Below are 25,098 nucleotides of genomic sequence, written 5' to 3'. Positions count from 1 at the left end.
TGACATCTGCCCAATGGAAAATGGAATCGGTATACGGCTTATTGGGAAATAATGTTGTAGGATATTCAAGAGGAACACAGGGTTATACCCAAAGCTTTGACAATGAATATTATCTATTCAAAAAGATTTTACAGGATATGAAGTGGATAATGTTGGTTACACCCATGATATTCCTAAGTGGGAACTAATCCAATCTACGGATAGAACTACTTTAAAAATCACCTACTCAAATAGGCTAAATGGCAGTATACTGATGACCGTATTATGGGATTATATTACCCTTAAAAATGGTATGCTACATTTCGAAGAATATTATTTTAACCCACAACTTTATGCTTCCTTTCATGGAAAAGTAGTACGCTCCAGGAAAAACTAATACTTAGCTACCACACCCGTATAATTGTGAGGTGTAATTTGCTTCAGCTCCGCTTTTACCTCAGCAGACACTTTTAGTGAAGTGATAAATTTATGCAAGGACTGTTTAGTGATACCGTCTTTTCCCCTAGTCAGCTCTTTTAACGCCTCATAAGGATTGGGATATTTTTCCCTACGGAGGATGGTTTGAATAGCTTCGGCGACTACAGCCCAGTTATTATCAAGGTCTGCTTTTAATGCCTGTTCGTTTAAAACAAGCTTGCTCAGTCCTTTCTCAATGCTTTTGATGGCGATAATGGTATGTGCTACAGGCACTCCTATATTGCGCAAAACAGTACTATCAGTAAGATCGCGCTGCAAACGGCTTACCGGCAATTTTGCTGAAAGATGCTCCAGCATGGCATTAGCAACACCGATATTTCCTTCGGCATTTTCAAAATCGATCGGGTTCACCTTATGTGGCATAGCTGAAGAACCGACTTCGCCGGCCTTTGTTTGCTGCTTAAAGTACTCCATGCTGATATAAGTCCAGATATCACGGCACAGATCTAATAAAATAGTATTGATACGTTTGATACAATCGAAGTGAGCAGCCAGGTTATCGTAATGTTCTATTTGAGTTGTAAACTGCATTCTTTGCAGCCCTAACACCTCCTCAACAAAATGGTTACCGAACTTTATCCAATCTGTTTTGGGGTATGCCACATGATGTGCATTAAAATTTCCGGTGGCTCCGCCAAACTTTGCAGCAACGGGTATATAGGAAAACAAGCGGATCTGGTTCTCTAAACGTTCTACAAAAACCATGACTTCTTTTCCCAGCCTGGTTGGAGAGGCAGGTTGACCATGGGTTTTAGCCAGCATAGGAATATCTTTAAAATCTTGAGCCAGCTGGTGTAAATGGGTTTGTAAATTTAAATAAGACGGCAGTAACTCAAACTCAAGGCTATGTTTCCACAAAAGAGGTATTGCTGTATTATTTACGTCCTGCGACGTTAAACCAAAATGGATCCACTCTTTCGCCTCCTGTGCATCCGTCTTATCCAGTTCCGCTTTTAAAAATATTCCACCGCCTTAACGTCGTGGTTTGTAGTCTTTTCTATTTCTTTGATAGCTTCTGCATTAGCAACGCTGAAGTTCTCTTTCAATTCGCGTAAATGCTTTTTTGCCCCTGCTGATAGTTTCAGGAACTTTTTATCCGCAAGCAAAAGAAGGTACTCAATTTCAATAATAACACGATATTTGATCAATGCATATTCACTGAAATATTCCTGCAGGCTTTGTACCTGTTTACTGTAGCGGCCATCAATAGGCGAAATAGCGGTTAAAGACATGCTCCGTATTTAATAGTTAAAAGCCGTCCGGCTCAATGCCGGTCGGACAGGTTCGAGGCTTAAAGTTTAACGCTGAACCAGAAACATTAAACCTAAAACCTGCTAATTTCGCGCAAAAATAAAGGAATAAAGATTGGAACAGAAGATTAGAGTTGGAATTGTGAGCTATTTAAATACCCGTCCCCTGATTTATGGTTTGCAAAGACTCCCCATAAAAGATGAAATTGAATTGATTGAAGCCTACCCTGCCTCATTGGCAGAAAAGCTCAAAACCGGCGAAATTGACCTGGGACTGGTGCCGGTAGCTGTTATTCCGCAACTTCCGCATTTTTTCATTAACGGTAATTACTGCATTGGCGCTGTGGGTGACGTTGCCTCCGTAGCACTTTTCAGCGAACAACCGATTGCTCAGATAAAAAAATATACCTGGACTATCAAAGCCGGTCATCGGTAAATTTATTAAAATGGCTGGTAAAAAATCATTGGAAAATAACTCCTGAATTTGTAAATGCAACTGACGAATCCTATATCAGTTATATTAAAGGCGATACCGCAGCAGTGATTATAGGCGACAGGGCTTTGGCACAGCGGGCTAATTTCAAGTACACTTATGATTTGGCGGGAGAATGGAAAACGGCAACAGGCCTGCCTTTTGTTTTTGCGGCCTGGGTGAGCACCAAACAATTACCCGATGATTTCATTAAAAAGTTTGACGAAGCCAATGCCTACGGTCTTCAGCATATAGATGAAATAGCCGACGAACACTACAATGGAGTTTATGACTTAAAGAAGTACTTCTCCATAAACCTGAGCTATGAGCTTGATGAGGAAAAACGTAAGGGTATGCGAAAATTTTTAGAATACCTTGAAACTGCTAATTCCTAAAGCAAAAAATATTTAGCTGCACGTCGTAGCTACTTTTGTCGTTCTGTTGCCTGCTAAACGGTTGCGGATATACATTATGAGCCTCTTTTATGTAAAAGGTGAAACCGGCTTCGCTTACCCATTGTAGTATCTGCATTAATTCGCCCTGCTGGGCAAAAAGCCCGTGGTACTCAATAAATATATTCCGGAGCAGGTGTAATTTGTCTTTTATATCTTTCAATACCTCATATTCAGCACCTTCTATGTCCAGCTTTAAAAGATCAATTTCGGTGATTAATTGATCTTTTAAGCGAACGGCTTTTACCATAAGCCCATCAGTTTCATTGTCGGTAGCGATTTTACTGGACATGGAAGCCTCAGAGTTAAATGTAAGCATTTTATTTTCTATCCAGATTGCCTCATTACGCAAAACGACATCGCCATATCCCTGCGATGCCAGGTTAGTTTTCAGAAATTCAAAATTGCCTGCATCAGGCTCAAATACCGTGACCAGGGCATTAGGGTGCTGCCGCTTAAAATAGATAGCGCTCAGGCCTATATGCCCGCCACAATCTAGTATTACCGGTCTATCATTTTTTGCCTGGAAACGATAAATATGATCTACAAATATTTCGTTGATACCGTAAAGAAATTCAGGAACACTGTTAAAAGTAATAAAACCATTTAAGAACCGTTGTTTATAATGATCCTGCTTAGGACTGTTCTTGAGCATCCGCAGATCAAACCAGCCAATACTTAATTCTTTATATGGATTACCTGCTACCCTACCGACATTTTTGCCAATTCCATTAATAATATTTGTAACTACTGACGCCATTTGATTGTATGCTATTTTTTAAATTTCCCCATCTTGCCCGTTTTAAAATGCCAATATGCCAACCAAAGGTATTTTACCAGGAGCATTCTATCTTTACCATATAACAAATTATTTTTTATCCGATTCACCAGAGCAATTCTTCTATAAGCAAATGAAGCCGGCTGTCCCTGCTTATAGGCCCGGCTTATGTACAAATAATTACGTATCATATAGTAAACACGTAAAGGAGAATGTAAAGTGCGGGGTGTTTCTTTAAAATTCTTTAACGAGCGATGCGCCGAAACCACCCCAAGCGAATGGTTCAGGAATATATTCTTCAACTTAATAGTACGGTATCCTTTCTGATTCAACCTGAAACAGTATTCTGAATCTACTTCATCAATGAACAATTGCTCGTCAAACCCACCTATTTCAGCAAACAAAAGCAGGTTAACCACACTACCCGAGGTAATCAATTGCGTTGTAATTTCTGACTCGCAACCCAACTGACGGTTATTTTTTTCGTATTCAACGCCAAACATCCCTACATCATCCTTATTATTAAAATCATCCACACACTGCAATATCGATCTAAAACATTGTCTGAAAAAAAGAATCCTGGTCCATAGTAAGCAACCATTTTCCGCCTTCTGCAATTGCCATCCTTGCTGCTGTATTCAATCGCTCCGCAATTCCCCGGTTAACGCCGTCGGCTACTACCACAACCTTATGTCCCAATTCTTCCGGTTTCCGGTCAGCGATCAGTTCGCTGTTATCGAAAACAAAAAGCCGGTCAACTTTATCAAGATAGGTTTGGATATGCTGTTTAATGTCGTCAGCAGGATTATAAAGTATAACTACACCAAAAACTTTTTCCATTATGAGTTAAAAGAAATTATTTTGCCAAGTTAAGGATATAAAATATACAATGAAAATATCACATGCAATCATAACGGCTATCAGTGCTTTTAAACATCCGGAAAAGCGTCCTACAATTGGCTTTGCCCGAGCATTAAAAGAGAAGACTGGTATTGAAATTGGCGGACCTAGTGCCTTCTTCAGGCAAAAAAGCTACTACCCCATTTATCTATACGCAGGGCGTATTGACGGCGTTAATTTTAATGCCAGTACGGTGTGGGAAGGCGAAATAGAAGCCGGAGAAACCTACCGGTACCTGGAGGGTTATCCAAAAGGAAAACAATATATTTCAGAAGCCTCAGAGCTCAACGATATAGCAAATAATCAATACGACTTTTTGCTTTCATGCCATAGCCTGGAGCATATAGCAAATCCTGCCAAAGCGTTAAAACGTTGGTATGAAGTGCTAAAGCCCGGCGGAAAACTGGTGGTAATAGTACCTAATAAAGAAGCTACATTCGATATCAATCGCCCATATACTACTTTTCAACACCTGGTGGATGATTACCATAACCAGGTTGGCGAAACAGACTCAACACATTTCGAAGAAGTAATCAATCTGCATAGTATTGAAAAAGACCCTGGCATTGAGGGTAAAGAGGAGCTGAAAAAAGAACGGCAGACAATTTTCATAACCGCTGTGTCCATCATCATATTTTTTCATTAGAAACAATGCATGAACTGTTGGAATTTTGCGGTTTCAAAGTAAATTTTCAAAGAGAAATCCATCGGCTACATTTGTTTACAATAGCTGAAAAGCCTGCTTAGTATGCCTTTAATATCCATTTGTATACCTGCTTACCAAAGAGTTGAGTACCTGGACCGGTTGCTGCAATCAATTGTCAACCAGGAATTCAAAGACTTTGAAGTGATTGTTACTGATGATAGCCCTGACAATTCGGTACAAGTGCTTTGCGAAAAGTATGTGAACAGGATAACACTTACTTATCATAAAAACGAGGTTTCCCTCGGAACACCGGCAAACTGGAATAAAGCTATTTCGCTAGCCCAGGGCTCCTGGATCAAATTGATGCATGACGACGACTGGTTTACAAATGCAGAATCCCTAACACAATTTGCCGATTGTGCACAAAAAAATGAAAAGGGATTGATTTTTTCCGCTTACATTAATTTTTATGAAAGCCAACAAAGGGAAGAAGCTATCTATCCCGAAAAATTTAGATTATTACAGGCCGATAAAGAACCTGCAATACTAGTTGCTAAAAACTTTATAGGTCCTCCCAGCGTTACTATGTATAAAAATGACGAAAAACACGAATACGACGCTCAACTGAAATGGCTCGTAGATATTGATATGTATAGAAGACGTATGGAAACAGAAAAGCTGATATATATTGCCCAACCACTCGTTAAAGTTTCGCTCAGTAATACACAGGTAACTTCCTATACGAAAAATATTGCAGCAGTAGAAATACCTGAGCACTTTCATTTTTTACAAAAAATGGGTATTGAAAAGCTTGAAAACATTTTAGTATATGATTACAATTGGCGATTTTTAAGAAATTTCTCCATTATACATCCAAAACAATTCATAGCAATGGGCTATATCGGGAACGTACACCCCGTTATAAAATCGATGATATATTGGCAGGCAAAAATTCCTCGTTCTTTGCTTAGAAATGGATTCATGTCCAAAATATTCATGACACTTCACTTCCTTTTTAATAAAAAAAATTACATAATTGATTCGTTACTCTATCATCATAGTCAATTACAAAACTCCGCAATTATTAAACGATTGTATCAATACGATTGTTAGTACTGCTTCATTTAATGAGACGGAAATCATTGTAGTGGATAACGATTCGGCTGACAATAGCAAGGAACTGATAATGACCTCTCATCCTTTCGTTCGCTGGGTCGATATGGGATATAACAGCGGTTTTGCAAGAGCCAATAATGCAGGAATTAAAGTATCCAAAGGAGAAATCGTTTTGCTGCTAAATTCAGATACCTTAAACGAAAATAACGCTATCCATAATTGCTTCACCCGTTTAGAGAATGACTCTTTTGTTGCCTGCGGAGTACAGCTACTTAATGTTGATAGAACACCTCAAATTTCAGGCAACTATGTATTAAGAGGAGGACTTAACTATCTCATGGCATTGCCCTACATTGGCAGGATGATCCGAAGAATAGCAATTTCAAGTGGTGTTAAAAAACAAATATAGCTAATGCCACAACTACTATAGAGGTAGATTGGATTAACGGCGCTTTTTTGATGGTAAAAAAATCGGCCATAGCTCAGGTGGGTTCTTTTGATGAAGATTTTTTCCTTTATGCTGAGGAAAGCGAATGGTGCAGTCGTTTAAAAAAAGCAGGAAAGCTTTGTATTTATGGAGACTTCAATGTTTTACACTTGGAAGGAGGTAGCTCCAATAACGCTTATGATTCGAAAACCAAGGGTTATCAAAGTCTTTCTGATAAAAAGGATATCAAATTTTGTTGTCAAATTTTGTGAGATTCAGAAAGGAATTTGGCTTTGGGTGGTATCTATTTCATTTGGTTGCCAACTTAGTTACTATTCCCTTATTTTTTATCATTGTGCTATTAAAGTCATTTTTTGTTAGGAAAGGGATGCGACAAGAGTGGAAATCCTGGCAAGGCTATTCCCAGAATGTGCTTTCTTCTTTAAAGTTTTTTTCGACATATTGCTGAACAGAAGGACGTTTTACAAGGTGCTATAACCCTTCAATTATAGCCATTGTCTTTCTCGCAATAGCATCCCAGCTAAAGTGATCATAGAAAGCTTCTGGTATATCTTTATGAAGATTAGAAAGCTGCTCTTCTATCGAGCTGGCGAATCCTCTATTATCCCCATCCGGCACAACCAACAAATGATCGCCCGTGACATTTACCGGCACACCATAAGCGCCTGCCTTAAAAGAAACGCAAGGCGTATTTGCTGCCAGCGCTTCAACCAGTTTCGTTTTAATACCCCCGCCATCTGTAATTGGGTTGATGAAAAGATCTGCTGCTTTGAAGTAAATACTAATATCTTCAACAAAGCCTTTATAAATAATGTGCTGCCCTTCGTAGTTTTTAAGACGATTATACTCCGCCGGCAATCTTAATCCGCAAATAATAATTTTATAAGAAAACCCAGCCTGTTGCTGAAGCAGCGGATTAATCTCCTTTAATATCCGGTCCAGCCCATCCCGGTTAGGCGCATAATCCAGCGTTCCGTTGAATAGGATGAGCTTTGTATGTATGGGCAAATCTAACTCTTCACAAACCTGCTTCTTGCTTTGTTGTTTTTCTTCGAAAGAGGGTGCTTCTGCATGTTCTATTCCATAAGTGACAACCGCACATTTACTGGTATCAAGCCGGTACGTTCTTATTGCATAGTCTTTATCCTCTTCAGTTATGAAAAAATTAAAATCAGCCTGGCGGTGCGCAAATCTTTCGTACTGATAAAGAATAGGCCACCACCATTTTTTTACACTCTTAAACCGAGCCGCTTCAATATTGTGGGAATGGATAATTAGCTTGAGGCCTCCCCATTTCTTTAAAGCCACGCCCAGCCATGCGAGGTAAGGGTGCTCTACAATGATATGCTTAATGCCAAGTGAACGGCATGTGTTTTTTATTTTACGAAAAACTGAAAAATCGGCATAACGGCTTTTCTTATGAGTACTGCCCAAAACATCAATAAAGTTTATGCGTTCTACCGCTCCCGCATTTTCCGTCACTGAAAAACTGGTTATATCAGCGTAACGTGCCACATACTTCAGGAAATAAAATATTCCCTTCTCCCCACCGGTTACAGCAGGAATAATTTTATAGGGAACAAGAGAAGCTATTTTGAGCATGATGAACGAGATACCAGATGTTAGATACTGGTTATTGAATATATGCAATGACGTTGATAGCGCTTATAAACTATGAATCCTTCGCTGCCAGCTGTCGACTATTAGCTGTCCTCTTTTTATCCACCCGCCATTGCATCAAGAAACCGCCTAATACCAAAATGATCAGTAACCAGGAGCTCAAATAAGAGATAGTCATACCTCTTTTTACTGTTTCCGGTTCAAAAGCAAGTTTAATGCTATGTTTGCCTTGCGGAACGACCAGGCCACGCATGAAATAATTCGTCTTTACAATATCCGTTTTCTCCATCAATATAGGCATTCCATCCAGCAGGATAATATACCTCGCTCAACACAACAAAACCTCCTGAAGTGCTGTTGGTATTGTACTCAATTTCATCGTTGGAGTATTTCGCCAGCGTTACAGATGAAGCAGAGTCTGCATTTAGATTAGTTCCTGACTTCAATGCACTTTGAGGAACAATCGCAGTGTCTCTCAAATTCGTACTACCTATTGCCTGCAATTCCTCCACCTCGGTTGCAACAGGTTTAACAGCTTTTACAAACCAGGCAGCTCCATAAGCATTGGGGTTAGGAATAAGATGTTCCTGTCCATCTTCACTCCTGTTGATAATATATCGTACATCCAGCGCATTAAGTATCTGCTCATTAGGTGCTCCGGTGAAATACCTTTCTATGAGATCCTGATACACCCTCAGCTTTACCGCCGAATATCCTAATGCCGAGCGATGAAAATAAGACACACGGTTCTTATTCATACCTGCAACATCATACACCCTGAAATGCGGGTCCTTATCTTTAAAAATCTCCTGGTCAATTGCTGTAGGTACTTCGATCTGGTTAGTTATCTCATCTTTAGCAATGTAAAGATCATCACTAAAATATTGCTTATCCACCATCCACAGATCTATAATGCTAATTGCCGCTAAAACAGCTACAACTATTGCGGGTTTAATCATATTTTTCATAACGGCATAAATACCGGCTAAAACAAGCGCCATAAATAGTACAGCACGCATTACCTGGCCACCGAATAAACTCTGCCTGTCGGCTTTCATACCGGCAATAATAGCACGGTTGAAAGTATCGCCGCCATTAGGGTCCATCTGCATCTGCATAATCTGATCGTCAATCGCAGAGGAATAACTTTGCCCGATATATAACAATGCCAGTACTGCAGTAATACCAGCTAAAGTATATAGGATCTTTTTAAAATTTGTCTTTAAAAATCTCCTGCATTCTTTTCAAAGAACAAGGTATACAAGGTGATTGTGGCCATTAGAGGCAGGGTAAGCTGGCAAATAACCAGGGCCATAGATGGAGCTCTGAACTTATTATACAGTGGTAAAGAATTAAACAGGAATTCATTGAAGCCAAAAAAGTAACTCCCCAGCTCATCAAAACAGCTAATACAGAAACAACCAGCAACGGCCATTTCAAAGTATTCTTTACTATAACAAATCCAATAACAGCCAATACAAAAATAATAGCTCCGATATAAGCAGGGCCTCCCGAATAATCTCCGGGTTTGGTCATTCCACCCCAATACGCAGGAAACTGGCCTACAAATTGGGCTGCCTGCATCTCAGGTACACCCGCTGCTGCGAGCTTTTCAATTACTTTAGAATCTTCCTTTAACATCGTCCCGCTACTTCCGCCCACCGCTTTGGGCATCAGCATGATCAGCGGCTCTACCTGGCTCATACTATAGCTCATCGCATAGTCTGCATCCAGCCCGGTGGTATTGGCCGCTTTCACTTCACTGCCACTGATCTCCACACTTTTACCGCCACGCATGGTGTATTTAGTATACTCATTAGTTGTTAAAAAAGCTAAAGAATAACATCCTAAGCCTACTAATGCAGCCACAACACTCAACACAAACGATATCGCGAGGTGTTTAAACTCTTTATTTTTAATCCACACAATAACATAACCAATCGTAACCGCACCGGCAATTATAAAAAATAATAAGCAATCTGCGGGTGATTAGCCATCAACACCAATGTAGCGCCAAGGGTGGCCACTGCTAGCCCGATCCAGTAACGTTTATTAAAAATAAGTAACAGACCAGCCAACAAAAAAGGCATATAAGCGATGGTGAGCATTTTAGTTTCATGTCCTGCGCTTATAATAAGTGGGTTATAAGTGGAGTAGGCAAATGCCAATCCCCCAGGATGCCTATTACCGGGTTGAGCCCTAATACAACGCATAAAATATAAAAGCACACACAGGCAATAAAGAAAAAGTTCATGGGTTTAGGCAAGCCCAGGCCAAACACTTTATTAATGTCTACAGGTAATGCACTTTTCCCCTCCATGGCAATCTGGTAATTGGGCATACCGCTAAACACACTAGTACTCCAGAGCGGCATAGTACCCGTTTTTTCTTTCACATCAAAAGCATTTTGCGCAGAACCCCGCCAGCCGTCAATACCCGTGTCATGCTGATTAAGTGTTTTCCCATCCAACACAGGTTTGCAAAATAGTACCGTTACTACTAAAAAAACCAGGATAGCCAGTACATGCGGCAATGCCTTCTTCAGCCAAGGAGTCATTATAAAAGTTTTATTTTTATGAGCCCGGCAGCTGAATATATATGAACGGTTTTGCGTCGCACACTTGATTTGCAATACATTGCTTGGCCATTACATACATAGAACCCTGCGGGATGGAGCAAAATAATACTATTTTATATGAAACGTTGTCGAAATTTTTAAGGATTATATTTATTTTATAAAAGACTGAAAAATTTTCGCAGCGTTCATCCGGGCTAAAAATAATGATAAATTTGCCGGATAAATTCGCTTATGCGTTGGTTAATATTTTTGTCGCGAGTTTCCTTTTTATGCGGGCTCTTCATGTTACTGGCCTTTTCTTTGCTTTTCACTTCCTGGAATGAGAATGAAGGTCTGGCGTCTACTATCATAATGGCCGGGTACGGATTAGCCATGGTAATGCTCCCCTTGACAGGTGTTTTCTACCTTATACTAACTGTTACCGGCAAAAAACCTGCACAGCTTGTACCCCGCTGGCTGATCATCTCTAATATAATTATGCTCCTTATTCTCTTAATTTTCATCTTTTATTTCAATGATCCGTACTATAATCAACGATAAACCCACCAAACTTTTCATTTTATTGGGAGGTTTTTTTATTGCCAACGCCATTATTGCAGAAGTAATTGGCGTAAAGTTGTTTTCACTGGAGAAAACGATCGGCATTGAGCCCTTCAACCTAAGTATCCTGGGTAATAGCTTTTCTTTTAATTTGACTGCCGGGGTTCTTTTATGGCCTGTGGTGTTTATTATGACAGATATTATCAATGAATACTACGGTGTAAAAGGGGTGCGATTTTTATCTTTTCTGGCGGCGGCCCTAATTGCGTACACTTTTATTATGTTCCAGGGGGCTATCGGATTAACACCAGCAGATTTTGGGTTGGCAACTATAAAAACCAGCAAATTGATAACGCCAACGAAGCCTACCGGGTTATCCTGGGACAGGGCTCGTGGATCATTATTGGCTCGCTAGCCGCATTTTTAATAGGACAAATCCTGGATGTACTTGTATTTCATAGCATTAAGCGAATGACCGGCGAAAAAGCTATTTGGTTACGGGCAACCGGTTCTACCCTGGTGTCACAACTGATCGACAGTTTTGTAGTGCTTTTTATAGCTTTCTACATAGGCCCCCGCATATCGGGCAATCAAGGCACTCCCTGGAGCCTGAACCTGGTAATGGCTATATGTATGGGCAATTATATTTATAAATTTATCGTGGCAATTATCATGACACCCGTTATTTATGGCGTACATGCACTGATTGAGAGGTATCTTGGTGCACCATTGGCCACAGAAATGAAGCGCCAGGCAATGAGCAAAGGAAATTAATAACACCTTCAAACAAATAATGTAATGCTTCTTTTAAATATCTGATTTTTTAGCCCTATTTTTGCGCGATTTTTTGTTGAAAACTTATTCCTCAGTACAATGGTGCAATGCTTCTGAATAGAAGTTGAGCCCACAAAAAAGAAAAAATACATGTCTGAAACACAAGCCCGCGCTATTTTATTGTTAGAAGATGGAACTATTGCCGAAGGATTCGCTTTCGGTGCTATTGGCACTACTACCGGTGAAATTTGTTTTAATACGGGTATGACTGGCTACCAGGAAGTTTTTACCGACCCTAGTTATTATGGCCAGATCGTAATAATGAATGCGGTTCATGTGGGCAACTATGGCGTAATTCCGGAGGATGTGGAGAGTGATAGCGTGAAAGTATTGGGTGTTATTGCTAAAAATCTCAATGAAAATTATTCCCGCAAAAGAGCTGAGGGATCGCTGGACGCTTATTTGAAAAAGAATAATATCGTTTCCATACATGGTGTAGATACGAGGGCCTTGGTATCTCACGTTCGCACCAAGGGCGCAATGAATTGCATCATTTCTTCCGAAATATTTGATATGGAGCAGCTTAAATCAAAGCTTGCCGAAACGCCTGATATGAGTGGACAGGAGTTGGCTTCAAAAGTATCTACCAAAGAAGCGTACGAGCTGGGTGATGCAAATTCTGAGGTAAAGATTGCGGTAATGGACTATGGCACGAAGCGCAACATTCTGAATTGCATGGTGGAGCGTGGAGCACATGTAAAAGTTTTCCCGGCCAAAGCTTCTCTGGAAGAAGTGAAAAGCTTTAATCCTGACGGGTATTTCATTTCTAATGGCCCCGGCGACCCGGCAGCCATGGATTATGCCATTGATACGGTAAAAGAGATCCTGAATGAAGAGAAGCCTGTTTTTGGCATCTGTTTGGGCCATCAGCTTTTAGCGCTGGCCAACGGGATTGAGACCTTTAAAATGCACCATGGTCATAGAGGGTTGAACCACCCCGTAAAGAACCTCATAACTGGCAGATCTGAGATCACTACGCAAAATCATGGCTTCGGCGTTAATCCTGAATCTATCAAAACTTCTGATAAAGTAGAAGTAACGCACGTAAATCTCAACGACCAGTCTATAGAGGGCATACGTATTAAGGGTAAACCTGCTTTTTCGGTTCAATATCACCCTGAAGCCACACCGGGTCCACACGATTCAAGATATTTATTTGATGACTTTATTGCTCTTATTAAAGAGTCTAAGAATTAAAAATATTACCTAAACCATATTTTAAGCCGGACTTTACTTAAAAGTTCGGCTTTTTTGTGTATTAGATGGTATTGCCAGTGAACAAAAAAATTTCGAAAAAATACTTGCAAATTTTTTCTGCCTTTTGCGGGTTTTTGCGGGAAACTACACTATCTTTAAGTTATCCTTAACAAAACTTTAATCGATTGCTAAAGAAAGAGAGACAGGCGTATATACTACATCAACTCAATTTGCATAACAAAGTGTTGAGTGTGGACCTATGTAGTGAGATCGCGGTTTCTGAGGATACTATAAGGAGGGATTTGCAGGAGTTGTCGGAAGCAGGGCAGTTGATAAAAGTTCATGGAGGTGCGTTGTCGATGGCATTTAATGAAGTGCAGTTTACACCTTTGAATGTTTACTCGCAGATCCATAAAAAGCAGATCGTTAGCAAGGCCCTACAGCTGATACATAATGGGATGTTTATATTAACCAGCGGCGGTACCACTATTTTAGAGTTAATACGAGCATTGCCTCCGCAATTGAAGGTGACGATCATGACGGGTAGCATTCCTGTTATCAATGCCTGTATGGCGCATCCTAAATTGGATGTAGTAGTAATTGGCGATAAATTATCGAGAGACTCGAAACTGACGGTTGGTGCTGAAGCCATACAGAAGATCAGTCATGTAAATGCTGATTTATGTTTTTTGGGCACCAATGCAATTGATACTCAGCATGGCCTTACCGACAATGACTGGGAAGTGGTTCAAATAAAGAAGGCAATGGTAAGTTCGGCATCCAAAGTAATTTGCATGACGATCTCGGAAAAACTGCAAACTTACCAACCTATCAGTGTGTGCAAAATAGAAAAAATCGATTACCTGATCACTGAGCTGGATCCTTCAAATGATACTTTAACGCCTTTTAAGGAGGCTGGCGTAACTGTAATGTAGACAATCAGAACAATTATATTTTTTAAATTAAAAAATCATGAGGAAAACTCTTTTGCCTTTGCTTTTATCATTGGTTTTTGCCTGTTCCCTACCCCTGTATACATGGGCTCAAAAAAGAGCGGTGACAGGTGTAGTGTCCAATGCAATGGGCCAAAGTCTAGCTGGAGCAACCATAATCATCAAAGGTTCGGCCATTGCGGCATCAACTGATGTAAATGGAAAGTTTAATATCACAGCGGCTACCGGAGATATACTTCAAATCTCTTTCATCGGCTATGAGACACAAACCGTAACACTTAAAAACGAGACGCAGCTGTCTATAACGCTAATCCAATCAAAGGACAACCTTGAGGAAGTGGTTGTTACTGCTATGGATCAAAAAAGAAACCCCAGAGAGCTTGGATTCTCAACACAAAGTCTTGATGGTGATGAAATGAAAGAAGCACAAAGGGAAAATTTCCTGAATAGCATGCAGGGACGTATAGCCGGCTTAACGATCAACCCAACTTCTGGAATGGCAGGTGCCAGCAGCCAAATTGTTTTACGGGGTTTTAACTCATTATCACTGGACAACTCTCCATTGTTTGTAGTAGACGGCGTCATAATGGACAATAGTACTACTAATACAGGAGGTTTAACGGGCACTACCGAGAATCGCAGGGAGGACTTTGTAAATAGGATTTCAGATATTAATCCGAATGACATTGCCAGTGTGACGGTGTTAAAAGGCCCCGAAGCCACTGCCTTGTATGGTAGTCAGGCTAGCTCTGGTGCGATCATTATCACTACAAAAAGTCGAGTACTCAGAAAGGAGTAGGAATAAACTATGACAATAGCTTCAGGTTCTCCAAGCTGATACGCTTTCAGGAAACTTTTGACAAATATAGGAGTGGATCTAATGGACTATCTCAGGAAGTTTTTAGCGCATTTGGACCAGCCTACACCGAGGCTGACCAACTTTTTGATAATAAAAATAATTTTTTAAAACTGGTTTTGCCCAAACACATAACCTGGCTTTGGATTTCGGTAACAAAGTTTCTAATTTCCGAGTATCGGGCTCTTTGTTTGATCAAGACGGTTTTATACCTGCCAACGGTTATAAGCGATATAATTTAAGGATTAGTAATAGTACTAAAATCGGGAAATATGTAGATATAGCTCCAGCTTTCTCTTATGCAAGTACATCCAACAATAAAGTACTTAGGGGCGCAAGTGGTTATTTACTGAACCTCCTAACCTGGCCAGCAAACAACGATATAAGAAACTATGTTGATGCGAATGGATTGAAAGACCCACTGTTTAATGCAAATCCTAACGGAGAAATAGACAACCCTTTCTATAACGTTTACAAAAACCCTGGAGAAGATAAAACGAATCGTATGACAGGTACATTGGGAATTAATATAAAGCCCTTCGAATGGTTAACAGTGAACGGCCGGTTCGGATATGATTATTATAGAACTGAAGGCTATCAACAGTACGATTCCATGTCTTTTTATACCACGAGGGCTCAAAAAGGTGTTCAACGAAATTATTACACTAATTACTATGGCTATAATCATACGATTACGGCGACGGCTAGAAAGGAGTTTGGAAAGTTTACCACTCGCTTATTGGTTGGTACAATGTGGCAGGACTATGAGACGCAAACCTGGTCAATAAATGGCAACAACCTAAAAAGTGCATCCCGTACAGACAGCGCCAATACAGATCCGGCGACAAGGGTTATTTTATTTAATCAACAGTTTAGAAATGGAGAACCGAATTACTCAATCAACAGACAGTTCGCCACTTTTGGAGAAGCAATGATTGGATGGAACAATGCAATTTTCTTTACCTATTCTCACCGCTTTGAAGAATCGTCTATTTTCCCGAAACAATTCAGGAAATACAATTATCCAGCAGCGAGTATCAGTATGATCCTATCTGACCTGATCCCAGAGATCAAAAATTCACCAGTAAGTTATTGGAAGATTAGGGGATCTTTAGCAAACACAGCACGTTCTTCCAGTCCCTATGCTAATCAATCTATATTCCTTTTCAATACCGGTAGCGGAGGTGGTTTCTATTATGATTTCACCAATGCTAATCCCAACCTCCAGCCTGAACGTCAGAACACTTTTGAACTGGGTACTGAATTTAGGTTATTTAAGAATCGGCTTAGCGTAGACGCTACCTATTATAACACGTCTAATAAAAACCTTATCGTTCAGAATTTTCGGGCTAGTTATGGAACAGGCTTCGTATTGAACACCTTGAACGTTGGTAGCAATAATAACCAAGGTGTGGAGCTTGTTGTATCGCTTGACGCGATTAAGGGTAGTGATTTCAACTGGAAAACCCGCTTCAATTTCAACAAGATGTGGAATGAAATAACATCGTTACCTCCAAACGTTCCTGAATTTTATATTTCTGACACTTGGTTATACGGGAATGCCAGAGGTGGTGGCGCAGTAGGTTTACCAACAACTACCATTACAGCCTATGGCTATGAAAGAAATAAAGATGGTAAAATATTGATAGACCCGGCTAATGGCTTACCAGTAAACGATCAGGTGTTTAAGGTTAGAGGCGATAGAAACGCCAACTTTACACTGGGTTGGGTTAATAACCTTTCATATAAAAACTGGACGCTAAGTATGCTTTGGGATTTAAAAGTAGGCGGTGACATTTTTAATGCTACAGATGACTATTTAACTGGTATGGGAAGAAGCATGCGGACTGCAGATAGAGAAGTGCCCAGAATAGTTGACGGAATTTTGAAGGATGGCCTGGAGAATACAGACAATCCAACAATTAATACAATCGTAGTAACACCTTATTACAACAATGCGTATTACAATCTTAACATGCCGGAGGAAGAGTTTATCCAAAAAGATGTAAACTGGTTCAGATTAAGGGATATTACAGTTGCCTATCAATTTGGGAACAACATAAGACCGTTTAAGAAGGTAATGAAATCCTTAAGCATCTTCGCAACTGTTACTGACCCAATCCTATTCACGAATTACACAGGAGCTGATCCGCAGGTAAATGGGACCACAGCGGGATCCAGGGGTGTGGGTAGTTTTGGCTTCGATTACGGAAATGTAGGTATGCCTATAAGCGTGAATGTGGGTCTCAGAACCAGTTTTTAATTTAATCCCAACTCTAAAATTTAGCAAAATGAAAATAATTATTCCGATCATATTCTCTGCTGCCGTTATTTTAACAGGTTGTAGTAAAATGATAGATGATGCCTATCTTAGCCCAAACAGTTATTCTAAAGTTGAGCCGGAAACCCTTTTACCCCAGATAGTTGCCTCTATGGCTGGCAATTATGCAGGACACGGTCCGCTGAATGATGCCAGATATGTGGGTGCTTATATTCAAAACTTTTCTTTTTACCTTGCCAACAGCACTTTTGATGCCATGGGCTATAATAATGGCGTGGGTGATGTTGCACAATCTACATGGCGTACACATTATTATGACATTGGTCAGAATAACCAGCGAATGATGGAATGGGCAGCGGAGCAAGAAAGATGGGGGTTGGTAGGAATAGGAAAAGCGATTGAAGCCTGGGGATGGATGCTCGTGGCAGATTATTATGGAGAAGTAATAGTAAACGAGGCTTTTAATACGAGTTTAACTACATTCAATTACGATTCTGAAGAAGCAGCTTATGATCGCATAAGATTGCGTGCCTTCGAAGCATTAGAAAATCTCAATAAAGCTACTGCAGACCCCAAACTTGCAGAAGCGGATCAGTTTTTTTATGGCGGAGATATTGAAAAGTGGAAGAAATTCGCTAACGGAGTGTTAGCACGCTACTATAATCATTTCTCCAATAAAGCCTCTTACAAACCGGATTCCGCAATTTATTATGCAGATAGGGCAATGACCACGATAGCAGATAATGCCAGTGTAAAATTTGCGGCCACCGCTTTAAGCGCTACGAATAATTTCTTTGGGCCATTAAGAGCCAATTTTGCAGGAACTACAACAGCAAACCCGACAGGAATTAGACAAGCTGCCTACATTGCAAATATGCTTAATGGCATAAACCCAGAATTTGCCGGAGTGCCTGATCCCCGAGCGTGGTACATGTTGAGAGGCAACACCAACGGAACAATAGTTGGGGTTGCTTCCGGAGCAGGTCAGGCTGTGTTGGCAGCCGCAGACAGACCAGAAAATTTTCACGGTATCACTCAGAATCCAACAGCTTCCAATACAAGCCCTGCAAACGACCAAAACTGCCGGTTTATATTCAGAAATAACTCTCCCATACCGGTTATGACAGCGGCTGAAATGAAATTTATCAAAGCAGAGGCGGCCTTCAAAAAAGGAGATAAGGCCACATCTTTGCAGGCGTTTAAGGATGGAATCAATTCGCATTTTGACATGTTAACTACAGTATATAACCTCGCGATACCAGCTGGGAAAGAAATTACTACTGCAAATCGCAATGCTTACCTAAGTAATCCTGCAATCGTCCCCACTGACCCCAATGCTTTAACTCTAACTAAAATAATGATGCAGAAATATATTGCAATGTTTGGGCATGGCATTCTGGAAACCTGGATGGATATGAGAAGATATCATTATACTGATATAGACCCGCAAACCAATGAACAGGTTTATCGTGGATACGCACTTAATATCAGAGTTGCAGGAAATCAACCCTGGCCAGGAAATCCAAGTGCTTTCGTTTATAGATACTATCCTCGTTTCAATTCGGAGAATGTTTGGAACCAAGTCTCTCTACAGAAAATAGGCGCAGCGGGAGAAGGAAGCCAAAGTTATCATACCAAAACACTATGGATCGTACAACCCTAATATCAGATCAAAAATTATCCAAAAAGATATTTTTATGAAAAAAACATTTATAGCAGTCTTACTGTTGGCAACAGTTTTTGGAGCATGTAAACAAGATTTAGCTGAAGTGATGAAGTCAACATACGATACAGATATAAGCCACTTTGCCAGGTTGAAAATAAATTACACCTCCGTAAAGCGTGCAAATCCAAGTTTTCAGATCAAAATCAACGAAACAAAAGTAAGTGGGCTAATTACGGCAAGATATCCATATCCCGGAGGGGGCTTTAATACCAGCGGGCTTAGTACTGGAGACTATTTAGCGGTACCTGTTGGCACCAACAAAATAAAATTTAGCATTCCGAATGTAGGAACCAGCAATGATTCTGTCACCTTTTATGATGGCACTATTAATTTAGCGGACGCCGGACATATACCTTTCATGTAGCGGATACTGGAGCCAATATCAAAACAGCGCTTTTTAAAGAAGACTTGACGATTGACCAGCGTGCACTACCTAAATTCAAAGTTGTGAACTTAATGCCTAATGTGCCAGCTATAGATCTATATTTTGGCCCGACGCTTTTAGCTCCCAATATTGCATACCTTGCAAGCAGTCCGGAGTTTTCGATTGACACCTCCCAAACCAATAAAGTGTGGACTGTCAGGGCTGCCGGCTCAGGAACTGCAGGAACTGCAATAGCCACCTATGATGGTGTTAACACACTTAATACTGGTAGAAAGTATACAGGATTTGCTATGGGCTACAACGGACTCGCAGGTACGACAGAACCTAGGCGACCATTTATTTCCTTCTTCTATACTAAATAAAGATCGCTTAATAAGAGTAATAAAACTTCTTACTATACCTCCAACAAGCCAAAATGCTTTTGGGGGTATTTTTATGTGCAAAAAAGTTGGGCGCTTACAATAGAAATCACGGAAAGTCTGTAATGAGAAGAATATTAATAGAATCATCTCCCTAACAATCATCCAAAAAACAGATAACTCACCGCCACCGCCGTTATAATACCCGCCAGATCTGCGAGCAGCATAGCGCTTACTGAATAGCGGGTATTTTTGATACCCACTGCGCCAAAGTAAACAGCAATGATGTAAAAAGTGGTATCAGCTGAACCACGAAATACCGAAGCCAGGTTACCGGCGAAAGAATCCGGCCCGTGAGATTTCAATGTATCGATCATCATGGCGCGGGCGCCACTACCGCTGAAGGGTTTTAGAATGGCGGTTGGTAAAGCATCTACAATTCGTGCATCGCCACCAAAAAAGCAAATATGGCTTTGATGCCTTCCATAATAAAATCAAAAGCCCCACTGTTTCTTAGTAAGCTGATGGCTACCAGCAAACCCACCAGGTATGGAATAATCCTTATTGCTGTTTCAAAGCCAGCTTTAGCGCCATCCACAAAAGCATCAAATACAGGCGCTTTTTTGTAAATAGCACCTGCTATGATCAATAAAAAGATCAGCAAAATCAATCCATTGCTTAAACTGGTAGAAAACAATTGAATGCCTTTTGCATCCAGCATGCGTACATATACAATCAGCGCTGTGAAAATGGCAGTGATCCCCAACACCCACGCTACAATTACAGGCTGAAATACTTTAATGCCTTGTTTAAAAGATACAATGACCATGGCTGTTATAGTTGCTACAAAAGTGGCGATCATACAGGGTATAAAAATTTCGGTGGGAAACTGCGATTTTAAGGCTACCCTATCGGCAATAATAACGGTTGGAATTAACGTTAAGCCCGATGCATGCAGGCACAAAAACATGATCTGCGCGTTGGTGGCTTTAGTTTTATCAGGATTGAGTTCCTGCAGGCTTTCCATGGATTTAATCCCAAATGGCGTAGCTGCATTATCCAATCCTAAGAGGTTGGCCGAGAAGTTCATTACCATATGTCCCATGGCGGGGTGATTCTTGGGCACTTCGGGAAAGATCTTTGAAAAAAAGGGCCGATAATGCGCGATAAAAAACGCACGCCGCCTGCCTGCTCAGCAATATTCATAAAACCGAGGAACAATGCCATAATCCCAATCAGCCCTATACATAGCGTAACTGCATCCTTGGTAGTTTCAAAAACACCGTTGGTGGATTGCAGCTTAAAAATTTTAAATTGTCCATTGCCCGCAGGTATCACCTGGTGTCCCTCCCACTTTACTCCGTTCAGTCCGGCTGTTATTTGGCTGTGTACTGAAGCCGGCAATAGTAATGAGTCTACCGTTTGAACAAAAGTCGTATCGCCACTTTTGCCCGTTACCATTTGCGTAAATATCTGTTTCTGATCATCCTGAAACACAAACCTACCTACAGCCACTGCCAAAGCTATAATGATGAAGGCACTCCAGATTCTGCTTAATACCATACTGTTTAATTCTCTTATTTTGTTTTATACTTCCTGAGTTCTTTTTTCAAAAAGTCCTCCAGTTGCTTTTTGGTAGGTAACACTACCGCATATTTAGATACAAACATCTTTTCTTCAACAGTAGCTCCTGCATATTCTACCATCGCATTGTTTTTATCTGTTACCAGTAAAATACCAATAGGCGGGTTATCACCTTCGGTCCTGCAATTCTTTTCGTAATAATTGAGATATGCTTTTAATTGCGAAGCATAATAGCTTACAAACTTTTCTACTTTTAACTCTATCAGCACGTGACAGTGTAAAATACGGTGATAAAATACCATATCTACAAAAAATATTCATCGCCGATCAGCAATCTTTTTTGCCTGGCTTCAAAGCAAAAGCCATTTCCTAACTCCAGGATAAATTTTTCCAGGTGCGTTAACAGCGCTGTTTCAAGCTCTGTTTCATGTATTGTCTCCGATTGTGGTAATTGTAAAAAATCGAAAAAGTAAAAGTCTTTGATCACATCGGTAGCCTGTGCAGGCTTTATCTTTTTCTCAATTTCCTGTAGAGACAGTTTCTTATTCTGCGATAGACCCGTTCTTTCATAAGACAAAGTATGAATGGCTCTTCTTAAATCTCTTACCGATGGCTGCGTATTCATCAATAGCATTTCGTAATAAAGCCGCTTATAAGCATCGTCTATTTTAATGAGCTCAGTGAAATGCGAAAAAGAGGCCGTAGCAAATAACTGGACAACATGCTTTTTGTATTGAGCAGCAGTAACTCCTTTTATCGGAGATACAATCCGGTTGCCTGAAACACTTGCTACGACTGGCTTAGATAGGTCAGACACTGTCTGACCTATTGGTATTAACTGTTGAAATTCGGCAGACACTGTCTGACCTATTGAGGAATAACAAAGATAAAACCGTCTGAAATTTTTCAGATTTGTTTCAGAAAGCCCGCTGATCTTAATGCGTTTGGCTAGCTTTTCCAAAAGCAGATCACCATATTTCGCCCGGTCTTCGCCTTTCTGCTCGTACTCAAAAATATAAAACCCGATAAGCCAGTTACGAAGTGTAATATGCAGGTTTACCGCATTTACAGCCGATCGCTGTAGCAATACATGGGTTTTTGAAATGGAAGAAAGCAGCCCTTTAAAATCCATTACCAAAAATAAGAAGATTATTGTAAGAGTTAGCCTCCGCTTAAAATACTTACCTTTGCAGACTTTTATGGTGAATGAACCAGATTTAATAAAAAACATTATTATTCAAATTAAAATAATATGGCTTTACAAGCAGGGATAGTAGGTTTACCCAACGTAGGAAAATCAACCTTATTTAACGCGGTAAGTAACAGCGCCAAAGCGCAGGCCAGCAACTACCGTTTTTGTACTATCGAACCGAATGTTGGCCTGGTAGATGTTCCGGATGAGCGTATTGCAAAACTGGCAGAACTGGTGCAGCCCGATCGCACGGTACCTACTCAAATTGAAATAGTAGATATTGCAGGCCTGGTAAAAGGGGCCAGCAAAGGAGAAGGGCTGGGTAATAAATTTTTGGCAAATATTCGCGAAGTAGATGCCGTAATACATGTAATTCGTTGTTTTGAAGACGATAATGTGCTTAGAGAAGAGGGCGCCATAAACCCCATTAGCGATAAGGAAATTATAGACACAGAATTACAACTGAAAGACCTGGATAGCGTAGAAAAACAAATTCAAAAAAAGAAAAGCAATCTAAAACTGACCCTAAAGCCAAGGCTGAAGTTGAGGTTTTACAACGCTGCAAAGCGCACCTGGAGCAAGGCAAAAGTATTCGGGCTCTGGATCTAAGCAAAGAGGACAAAGTAGCCATTGCCGATCTTTTTTACTTACTGACAAGCCGGTTTTGTATGTGGCTAACGTAGATGAAGCATCTATGCACACAGGCAATAAATTTTCTGAAGCGCTAAAACAAGCAGCCGAGGCAGAAGGTGCAGAAATTATTGTAATGAACAATAATATTGAAGCGCAGATATCTGAAATGGAAGACCCGGATGACAAAGCTTTATTTATGGATGAATATAAGATGACAGAACCTGCTTTAAATCGCTTAATCCGTTCTGCATACAAATTGTTGGGCTTAAATACTTATTTCACGGCTGGCGTACAGGAAGTGCGCGCCTGGACCTTCCATGAAGGGTGGAAAGCACCTCAATGTGCTGGAGTAATTCATACCGATTTCGAAAAGGGATTTATAAAAGCTGAGGTGATTGGCTATAACGACTATGTAACTTATAAATCGGAAGCAGCTGCAAGAGATGCAGGAAAACTTAGAATTGAAGGTAAAGAATACCTGGTAAAAGACGGAGATGTGATGCACTTCAGGTTTAACGTTTAATGATAACAATATATGAGACTTATTAACCCGGCTTATGCCGGGTTTTGTTATTAAAGTAGGTTAACTTTAAGCAAAGATTAAAAATGCTGAAGCCTACGCCACCATTATGTTGCCTGCTCCTGCTTTTTTGCATGAGCTGCTCATCGCTCAGGTATGTATCAGGTTACAGTACCGCTTCAGTAAAAGCCCTGCAAAGTTTCGAAACCCTTGACTACAGTTTTAATAAGGCTTGCAGGGATAAGTGTTTATACGAGCAATTAGACGAGCAAAAGCTGTTAGCGAATGACTGTAATTGCAGCCTGGAAGCCAAAGCGGATAGTGTTATACAAAACTTGTTTTCGGTTACCAATTTTTACATGGAGGGTCTTATTAAACTATCCGACAATAAATTGACCAGCTATAGTTATGAAGGTTTAGCGGGTAATATAACAGCAGGCAAAATAGGTAATATTATCATTTCCGAAAGACAGGCTGTGGCTTTTCAAAAAATAGCCACAACCCTTACCAATGCTGTTACTAACCGGTATCGCAAAAAGAAACTAAAACAATACATAGCCGAAGCAAATGAGCCCTTGCAGGTGATCATTGAAGCCCTACAGTTCAACCTGGTGGGTAACCTGGGAGGCAGGCTCAACACCCAACAAGAAAGACTGAAAGCCTACACCTTCGACCTTTTTCAGAATAAGGACATTTCAGCCTACGAAAAGAAATTGATCATTGAACAATACAACAGCTCAATAACCGAACTTGAAATGATCCGCAAACGTATTGAAACATTATCCCTGCAATTAGGCACAATTGCGCAAGGCCATAATGAGCTGAACAAAAACAGGTATCGTTTAAATGATAAAAACCTGAACCTGGCAGGCAAGTTGGCGGGTTACTCTGCCACCCTATCTAAACTAATCACCGAATTCAACACCCTGAAAAAATTATAGTAATGGCTGCCTTAACTTCAAAACAGATAACAGCACTTGCTGACCAATTTCTTGCTTTTGCAAAAGCAGTAGGCGACTATCGTATCCAGCATGACGAAGAGCTGAATGCGAGTCAGAAAAAAGACCTGAAAAGTTATCACAAGCAATTACTCAACCGGTCGGATGAATTATATACCACATCTGCTACACTCGTAATGGACGAGATAGAAACATCGATTGAGTCTATTAAGAGCGTTACCTCTAGGTTGGAAGACCTACCAACAGCTTCAGAACATTCAGAAAGCTATTGACATTGCCGCTGCATGTGTAAAGATGGGGGTCTCCCTATTTAGCCTCAACACAGTGGAGATCAGTCAATCA

Annotated in this window: 28 protein-coding genes and 3 pseudogenes; 19 read left to right on the top strand and 12 right to left on the bottom strand. The window is 40.4% G+C overall.

Annotation, left to right across the window (positions count from 1 at the left end; genetic code table 11):
* Positions 1–142: 142 nt before the first annotated feature.
* Positions 143–376 (top strand): hypothetical protein, encoded by a 234-nt coding sequence (locus MKP07_RS13930; protein WP_240847740.1) that lies wholly within the window; start codon positions 143–145, stop codon positions 374–376.
* On the opposite strand, the pseudogene purB reads toward MKP07_RS13930, so the two are convergent.
* Positions 373–1,709 (bottom strand): annotated as a pseudogene (purB, locus tag MKP07_RS13925) (adenylosuccinate lyase). The gene MKP07_RS13930 and the pseudogene purB sit on opposite strands and share 4 nt — an antisense overlap.
* 160 nt (positions 1,710–1,869) lie before the next feature.
* Here purB and MKP07_RS13915 point away from each other — a divergent pair.
* Positions 1,870–2,594, top strand: a pseudogene (locus tag MKP07_RS13915) (menaquinone biosynthetic enzyme MqnA/MqnD family protein).
* Here MKP07_RS13915 and MKP07_RS13910 read toward each other — a convergent pair.
* Genes MKP07_RS13910 through MKP07_RS13900 form a run of 3 tightly spaced genes read right to left on the bottom strand, consistent with a single transcriptional unit; the run spans position 2,584 to position 4,269 of the window.
* On the bottom strand, positions 2,584–3,411 hold the full coding sequence (locus MKP07_RS13910) for an FkbM family methyltransferase (protein WP_240847738.1): 828 nt from the start codon (positions 3,409–3,411) through the stop codon (positions 2,584–2,586). The pseudogene MKP07_RS13915 and the gene MKP07_RS13910 overlap by 11 nt on opposite strands.
* Positions 3,412–3,422: 11 nt before the next feature.
* Positions 3,423–3,965, bottom strand: coding sequence for a glycosyltransferase family protein (locus MKP07_RS13905; RefSeq protein WP_240847737.1), 543 nt, complete (start codon positions 3,963–3,965; stop codon positions 3,423–3,425).
* 16 nt (positions 3,966–3,981) lie between these two features.
* Positions 3,982–4,269: a glycosyltransferase family protein gene (locus tag MKP07_RS13900; RefSeq protein WP_240847736.1), complete on the bottom strand. Its 288-nt coding sequence runs from the start codon at positions 4,267–4,269 to the stop codon at positions 3,982–3,984.
* Positions 4,270–4,318: 49 nt separating this feature from the next.
* Here MKP07_RS13900 and MKP07_RS13895 point away from each other — a divergent pair, with 49 nt between their 5' ends.
* The 4 genes from MKP07_RS13895 (at position 4,319) to MKP07_RS13880 (ending at position 6,790) form a co-directional block, all read left to right on the top strand.
* A complete protein-coding gene (locus MKP07_RS13895) occupies positions 4,319–4,975 on the top strand; it encodes a methyltransferase domain-containing protein (protein WP_240847735.1) in 657 nt (218 codons plus the stop codon).
* A 102-nt stretch (positions 4,976–5,077) separates the two neighbouring features.
* Complete coding sequence (locus MKP07_RS13890; RefSeq protein ID WP_240847734.1) at positions 5,078–6,088, top strand: glycosyltransferase family 2 protein; 1,011 nt, start codon at positions 5,078–5,080, stop codon at positions 6,086–6,088.
* Entirely contained in the window at positions 6,012–6,500 is a 489-nt protein-coding gene (locus MKP07_RS13885) for a glycosyltransferase family 2 protein (protein ID WP_240847733.1), read from the top strand. The genes MKP07_RS13890 and MKP07_RS13885 overlap by 77 nt, the downstream gene beginning before the upstream one ends.
* Positions 6,501–6,547: 47 nt before the next feature.
* Complete coding sequence (locus tag MKP07_RS13880) at positions 6,548–6,790, top strand: glycosyltransferase family 2 protein (RefSeq protein WP_240847732.1); 243 nt, start codon at positions 6,548–6,550, stop codon at positions 6,788–6,790.
* Positions 6,791–7,010: 220 nt separating this feature from the next.
* On the opposite strand, the gene MKP07_RS13875 is transcribed toward MKP07_RS13880, so the two are convergent.
* The 4 genes from MKP07_RS13875 to MKP07_RS13860 form a co-directional block, all read right to left on the bottom strand.
* The gene (locus MKP07_RS13875; protein ID WP_240847731.1) at positions 7,011–8,141 is read right to left on the bottom strand and encodes a glycosyltransferase family 4 protein; all 1,131 of its coding nucleotides are present in this window, start codon (positions 8,139–8,141) and stop codon (positions 7,011–7,013) included.
* Between the two features lie 236 nt (positions 8,142–8,377).
* On the bottom strand, positions 8,378–9,277 hold the full coding sequence (locus tag MKP07_RS13870; protein WP_240847730.1) for a hypothetical protein: 900 nt from the start codon (positions 9,275–9,277) through the stop codon (positions 8,378–8,380).
* Positions 9,278–9,437: 160 nt separating this feature from the next.
* Positions 9,438–10,085 (bottom strand): hypothetical protein, encoded by a 648-nt coding sequence (locus tag MKP07_RS13865; RefSeq protein ID WP_240847729.1) that lies wholly within the window; start codon positions 10,083–10,085, stop codon positions 9,438–9,440.
* Between the two features lie 202 nt (positions 10,086–10,287).
* The gene (locus MKP07_RS13860) at positions 10,288–10,716 is read right to left on the bottom strand and encodes a hypothetical protein (RefSeq protein WP_240847728.1); all 429 of its coding nucleotides are present in this window, start codon (positions 10,714–10,716) and stop codon (positions 10,288–10,290) included.
* Between the two features lie 535 nt (positions 10,717–11,251).
* Between MKP07_RS13860 and MKP07_RS13855 the strand changes: the two genes are divergently transcribed.
* The 9 genes from MKP07_RS13855 to MKP07_RS13815 all read left to right on the top strand — a co-directional run bounded on the left by MKP07_RS13855 (position 11,252) and on the right by MKP07_RS13815 (position 19,871).
* Positions 11,252–11,692 carry a VUT family protein gene (locus MKP07_RS13855; protein ID WP_240847727.1) on the top strand — a complete coding sequence of 147 codons (441 nt, stop codon included), beginning with the start codon at positions 11,252–11,254 and terminating at the stop codon, positions 11,690–11,692.
* Positions 11,578–12,051 carry a queuosine precursor transporter gene (locus MKP07_RS13850; protein ID WP_317236010.1) on the top strand — a complete coding sequence of 158 codons (474 nt, stop codon included), beginning with the start codon at positions 11,578–11,580 and terminating at the stop codon, positions 12,049–12,051. Before MKP07_RS13855 ends, MKP07_RS13850 begins: the two co-directional genes overlap by 115 nt.
* 150 nt (positions 12,052–12,201) lie before the next feature.
* Complete coding sequence (carA, locus tag MKP07_RS13845; protein ID WP_240847726.1) at positions 12,202–13,308, top strand: glutamine-hydrolyzing carbamoyl-phosphate synthase small subunit; 1,107 nt, start codon at positions 12,202–12,204, stop codon at positions 13,306–13,308.
* A gap of 185 nt (positions 13,309–13,493) precedes the next feature.
* Positions 13,494–14,243 (top strand): DeoR/GlpR family DNA-binding transcription regulator, encoded by a 750-nt coding sequence (locus MKP07_RS13840; RefSeq protein WP_240847725.1) that lies wholly within the window; start codon positions 13,494–13,496, stop codon positions 14,241–14,243.
* Positions 14,244–14,280: 37 nt separating this feature from the next.
* Positions 14,281–15,060: a TonB-dependent receptor plug domain-containing protein gene (locus MKP07_RS13835; protein WP_240847724.1), complete on the top strand. Its 780-nt coding sequence runs from the start codon at positions 14,281–14,283 to the stop codon at positions 15,058–15,060.
* Positions 15,061–15,304: 244 nt separating this feature from the next.
* A complete protein-coding gene (locus tag MKP07_RS13830) occupies positions 15,305–17,380 on the top strand; it encodes a TonB-dependent receptor domain-containing protein (RefSeq protein WP_240847723.1) in 2,076 nt (691 codons plus the stop codon).
* Positions 17,381–17,408: 28 nt separating this feature from the next.
* Complete coding sequence (locus tag MKP07_RS13825) at positions 17,409–19,061, top strand: SusD/RagB family nutrient-binding outer membrane lipoprotein (protein ID WP_240847722.1); 1,653 nt, start codon at positions 17,409–17,411, stop codon at positions 19,059–19,061.
* 34 nt (positions 19,062–19,095) lie between these two features.
* Complete coding sequence (locus MKP07_RS13820; RefSeq protein ID WP_240847721.1) at positions 19,096–19,488, top strand: hypothetical protein; 393 nt, start codon at positions 19,096–19,098, stop codon at positions 19,486–19,488.
* Between the two features lie 83 nt (positions 19,489–19,571).
* Positions 19,572–19,871, top strand: a complete 300-nt coding sequence (locus MKP07_RS13815) for a hypothetical protein (protein ID WP_240847720.1) — start codon at positions 19,572–19,574, stop codon at positions 19,869–19,871.
* A 158-nt stretch (positions 19,872–20,029) separates the two neighbouring features.
* Here MKP07_RS13815 and MKP07_RS13810 read toward each other — a convergent pair whose 3' ends face one another.
* The 4 genes and pseudogenes from MKP07_RS13810 to MKP07_RS13795 all read right to left on the bottom strand — a co-directional run bounded on the left by MKP07_RS13810 (position 20,030) and on the right by MKP07_RS13795 (position 22,584).
* Entirely contained in the window at positions 20,030–20,233 is a 204-nt protein-coding gene (locus MKP07_RS13810; RefSeq protein ID WP_240847719.1) for a hypothetical protein, read from the bottom strand.
* A gap of 68 nt (positions 20,234–20,301) precedes the next feature.
* The gene (locus MKP07_RS13805) at positions 20,302–20,973 is read right to left on the bottom strand and encodes a hypothetical protein (protein WP_240847718.1); all 672 of its coding nucleotides are present in this window, start codon (positions 20,971–20,973) and stop codon (positions 20,302–20,304) included.
* Positions 20,958–21,431, bottom strand: a complete 474-nt coding sequence (locus tag MKP07_RS13800; RefSeq protein ID WP_240847717.1) for a hypothetical protein — start codon at positions 21,429–21,431, stop codon at positions 20,958–20,960. The genes MKP07_RS13805 and MKP07_RS13800 overlap by 16 nt, the downstream gene beginning before the upstream one ends.
* A 14-nt stretch (positions 21,432–21,445) precedes the next feature.
* Positions 21,446–22,584, bottom strand: a pseudogene (locus MKP07_RS13795) (PDDEXK nuclease domain-containing protein).
* A gap of 120 nt (positions 22,585–22,704) precedes the next feature.
* Here MKP07_RS13795 and MKP07_RS43755 point away from each other — a divergent pair.
* From MKP07_RS43755 to MKP07_RS13775, 4 genes are all read left to right on the top strand, one after another.
* On the top strand, positions 22,705–23,253 hold the full coding sequence (locus tag MKP07_RS43755) for a GTPase (RefSeq protein ID WP_317235813.1): 549 nt from the start codon (positions 22,705–22,707) through the stop codon (positions 23,251–23,253).
* 61 nt (positions 23,254–23,314) lie between these two features.
* Entirely contained in the window at positions 23,315–23,800 is a 486-nt protein-coding gene (locus MKP07_RS43750; RefSeq protein WP_240847716.1) for a DUF933 domain-containing protein, read from the top strand.
* Between the two features lie 83 nt (positions 23,801–23,883).
* The gene (locus MKP07_RS13780) at positions 23,884–24,738 is read left to right on the top strand and encodes a hypothetical protein (RefSeq protein WP_240847715.1); all 855 of its coding nucleotides are present in this window, start codon (positions 23,884–23,886) and stop codon (positions 24,736–24,738) included.
* A gap of 2 nt (positions 24,739–24,740) precedes the next feature.
* Complete coding sequence (locus MKP07_RS13775; protein WP_240847714.1) at positions 24,741–25,028, top strand: hypothetical protein; 288 nt, start codon at positions 24,741–24,743, stop codon at positions 25,026–25,028.
* Positions 25,029–25,098: the final 70 nt, after the last annotated feature.

The organism is Paraniabella hibiscisoli, assembly GCF_022512515.1.
In the GTDB taxonomy this organism is placed as follows: Bacteria; Bacteroidota; Bacteroidia; order Chitinophagales; family Chitinophagaceae; genus Niabella; species Niabella hibiscisoli.
This window is presented reverse-complemented; position numbering and strand designations above follow the sequence as displayed.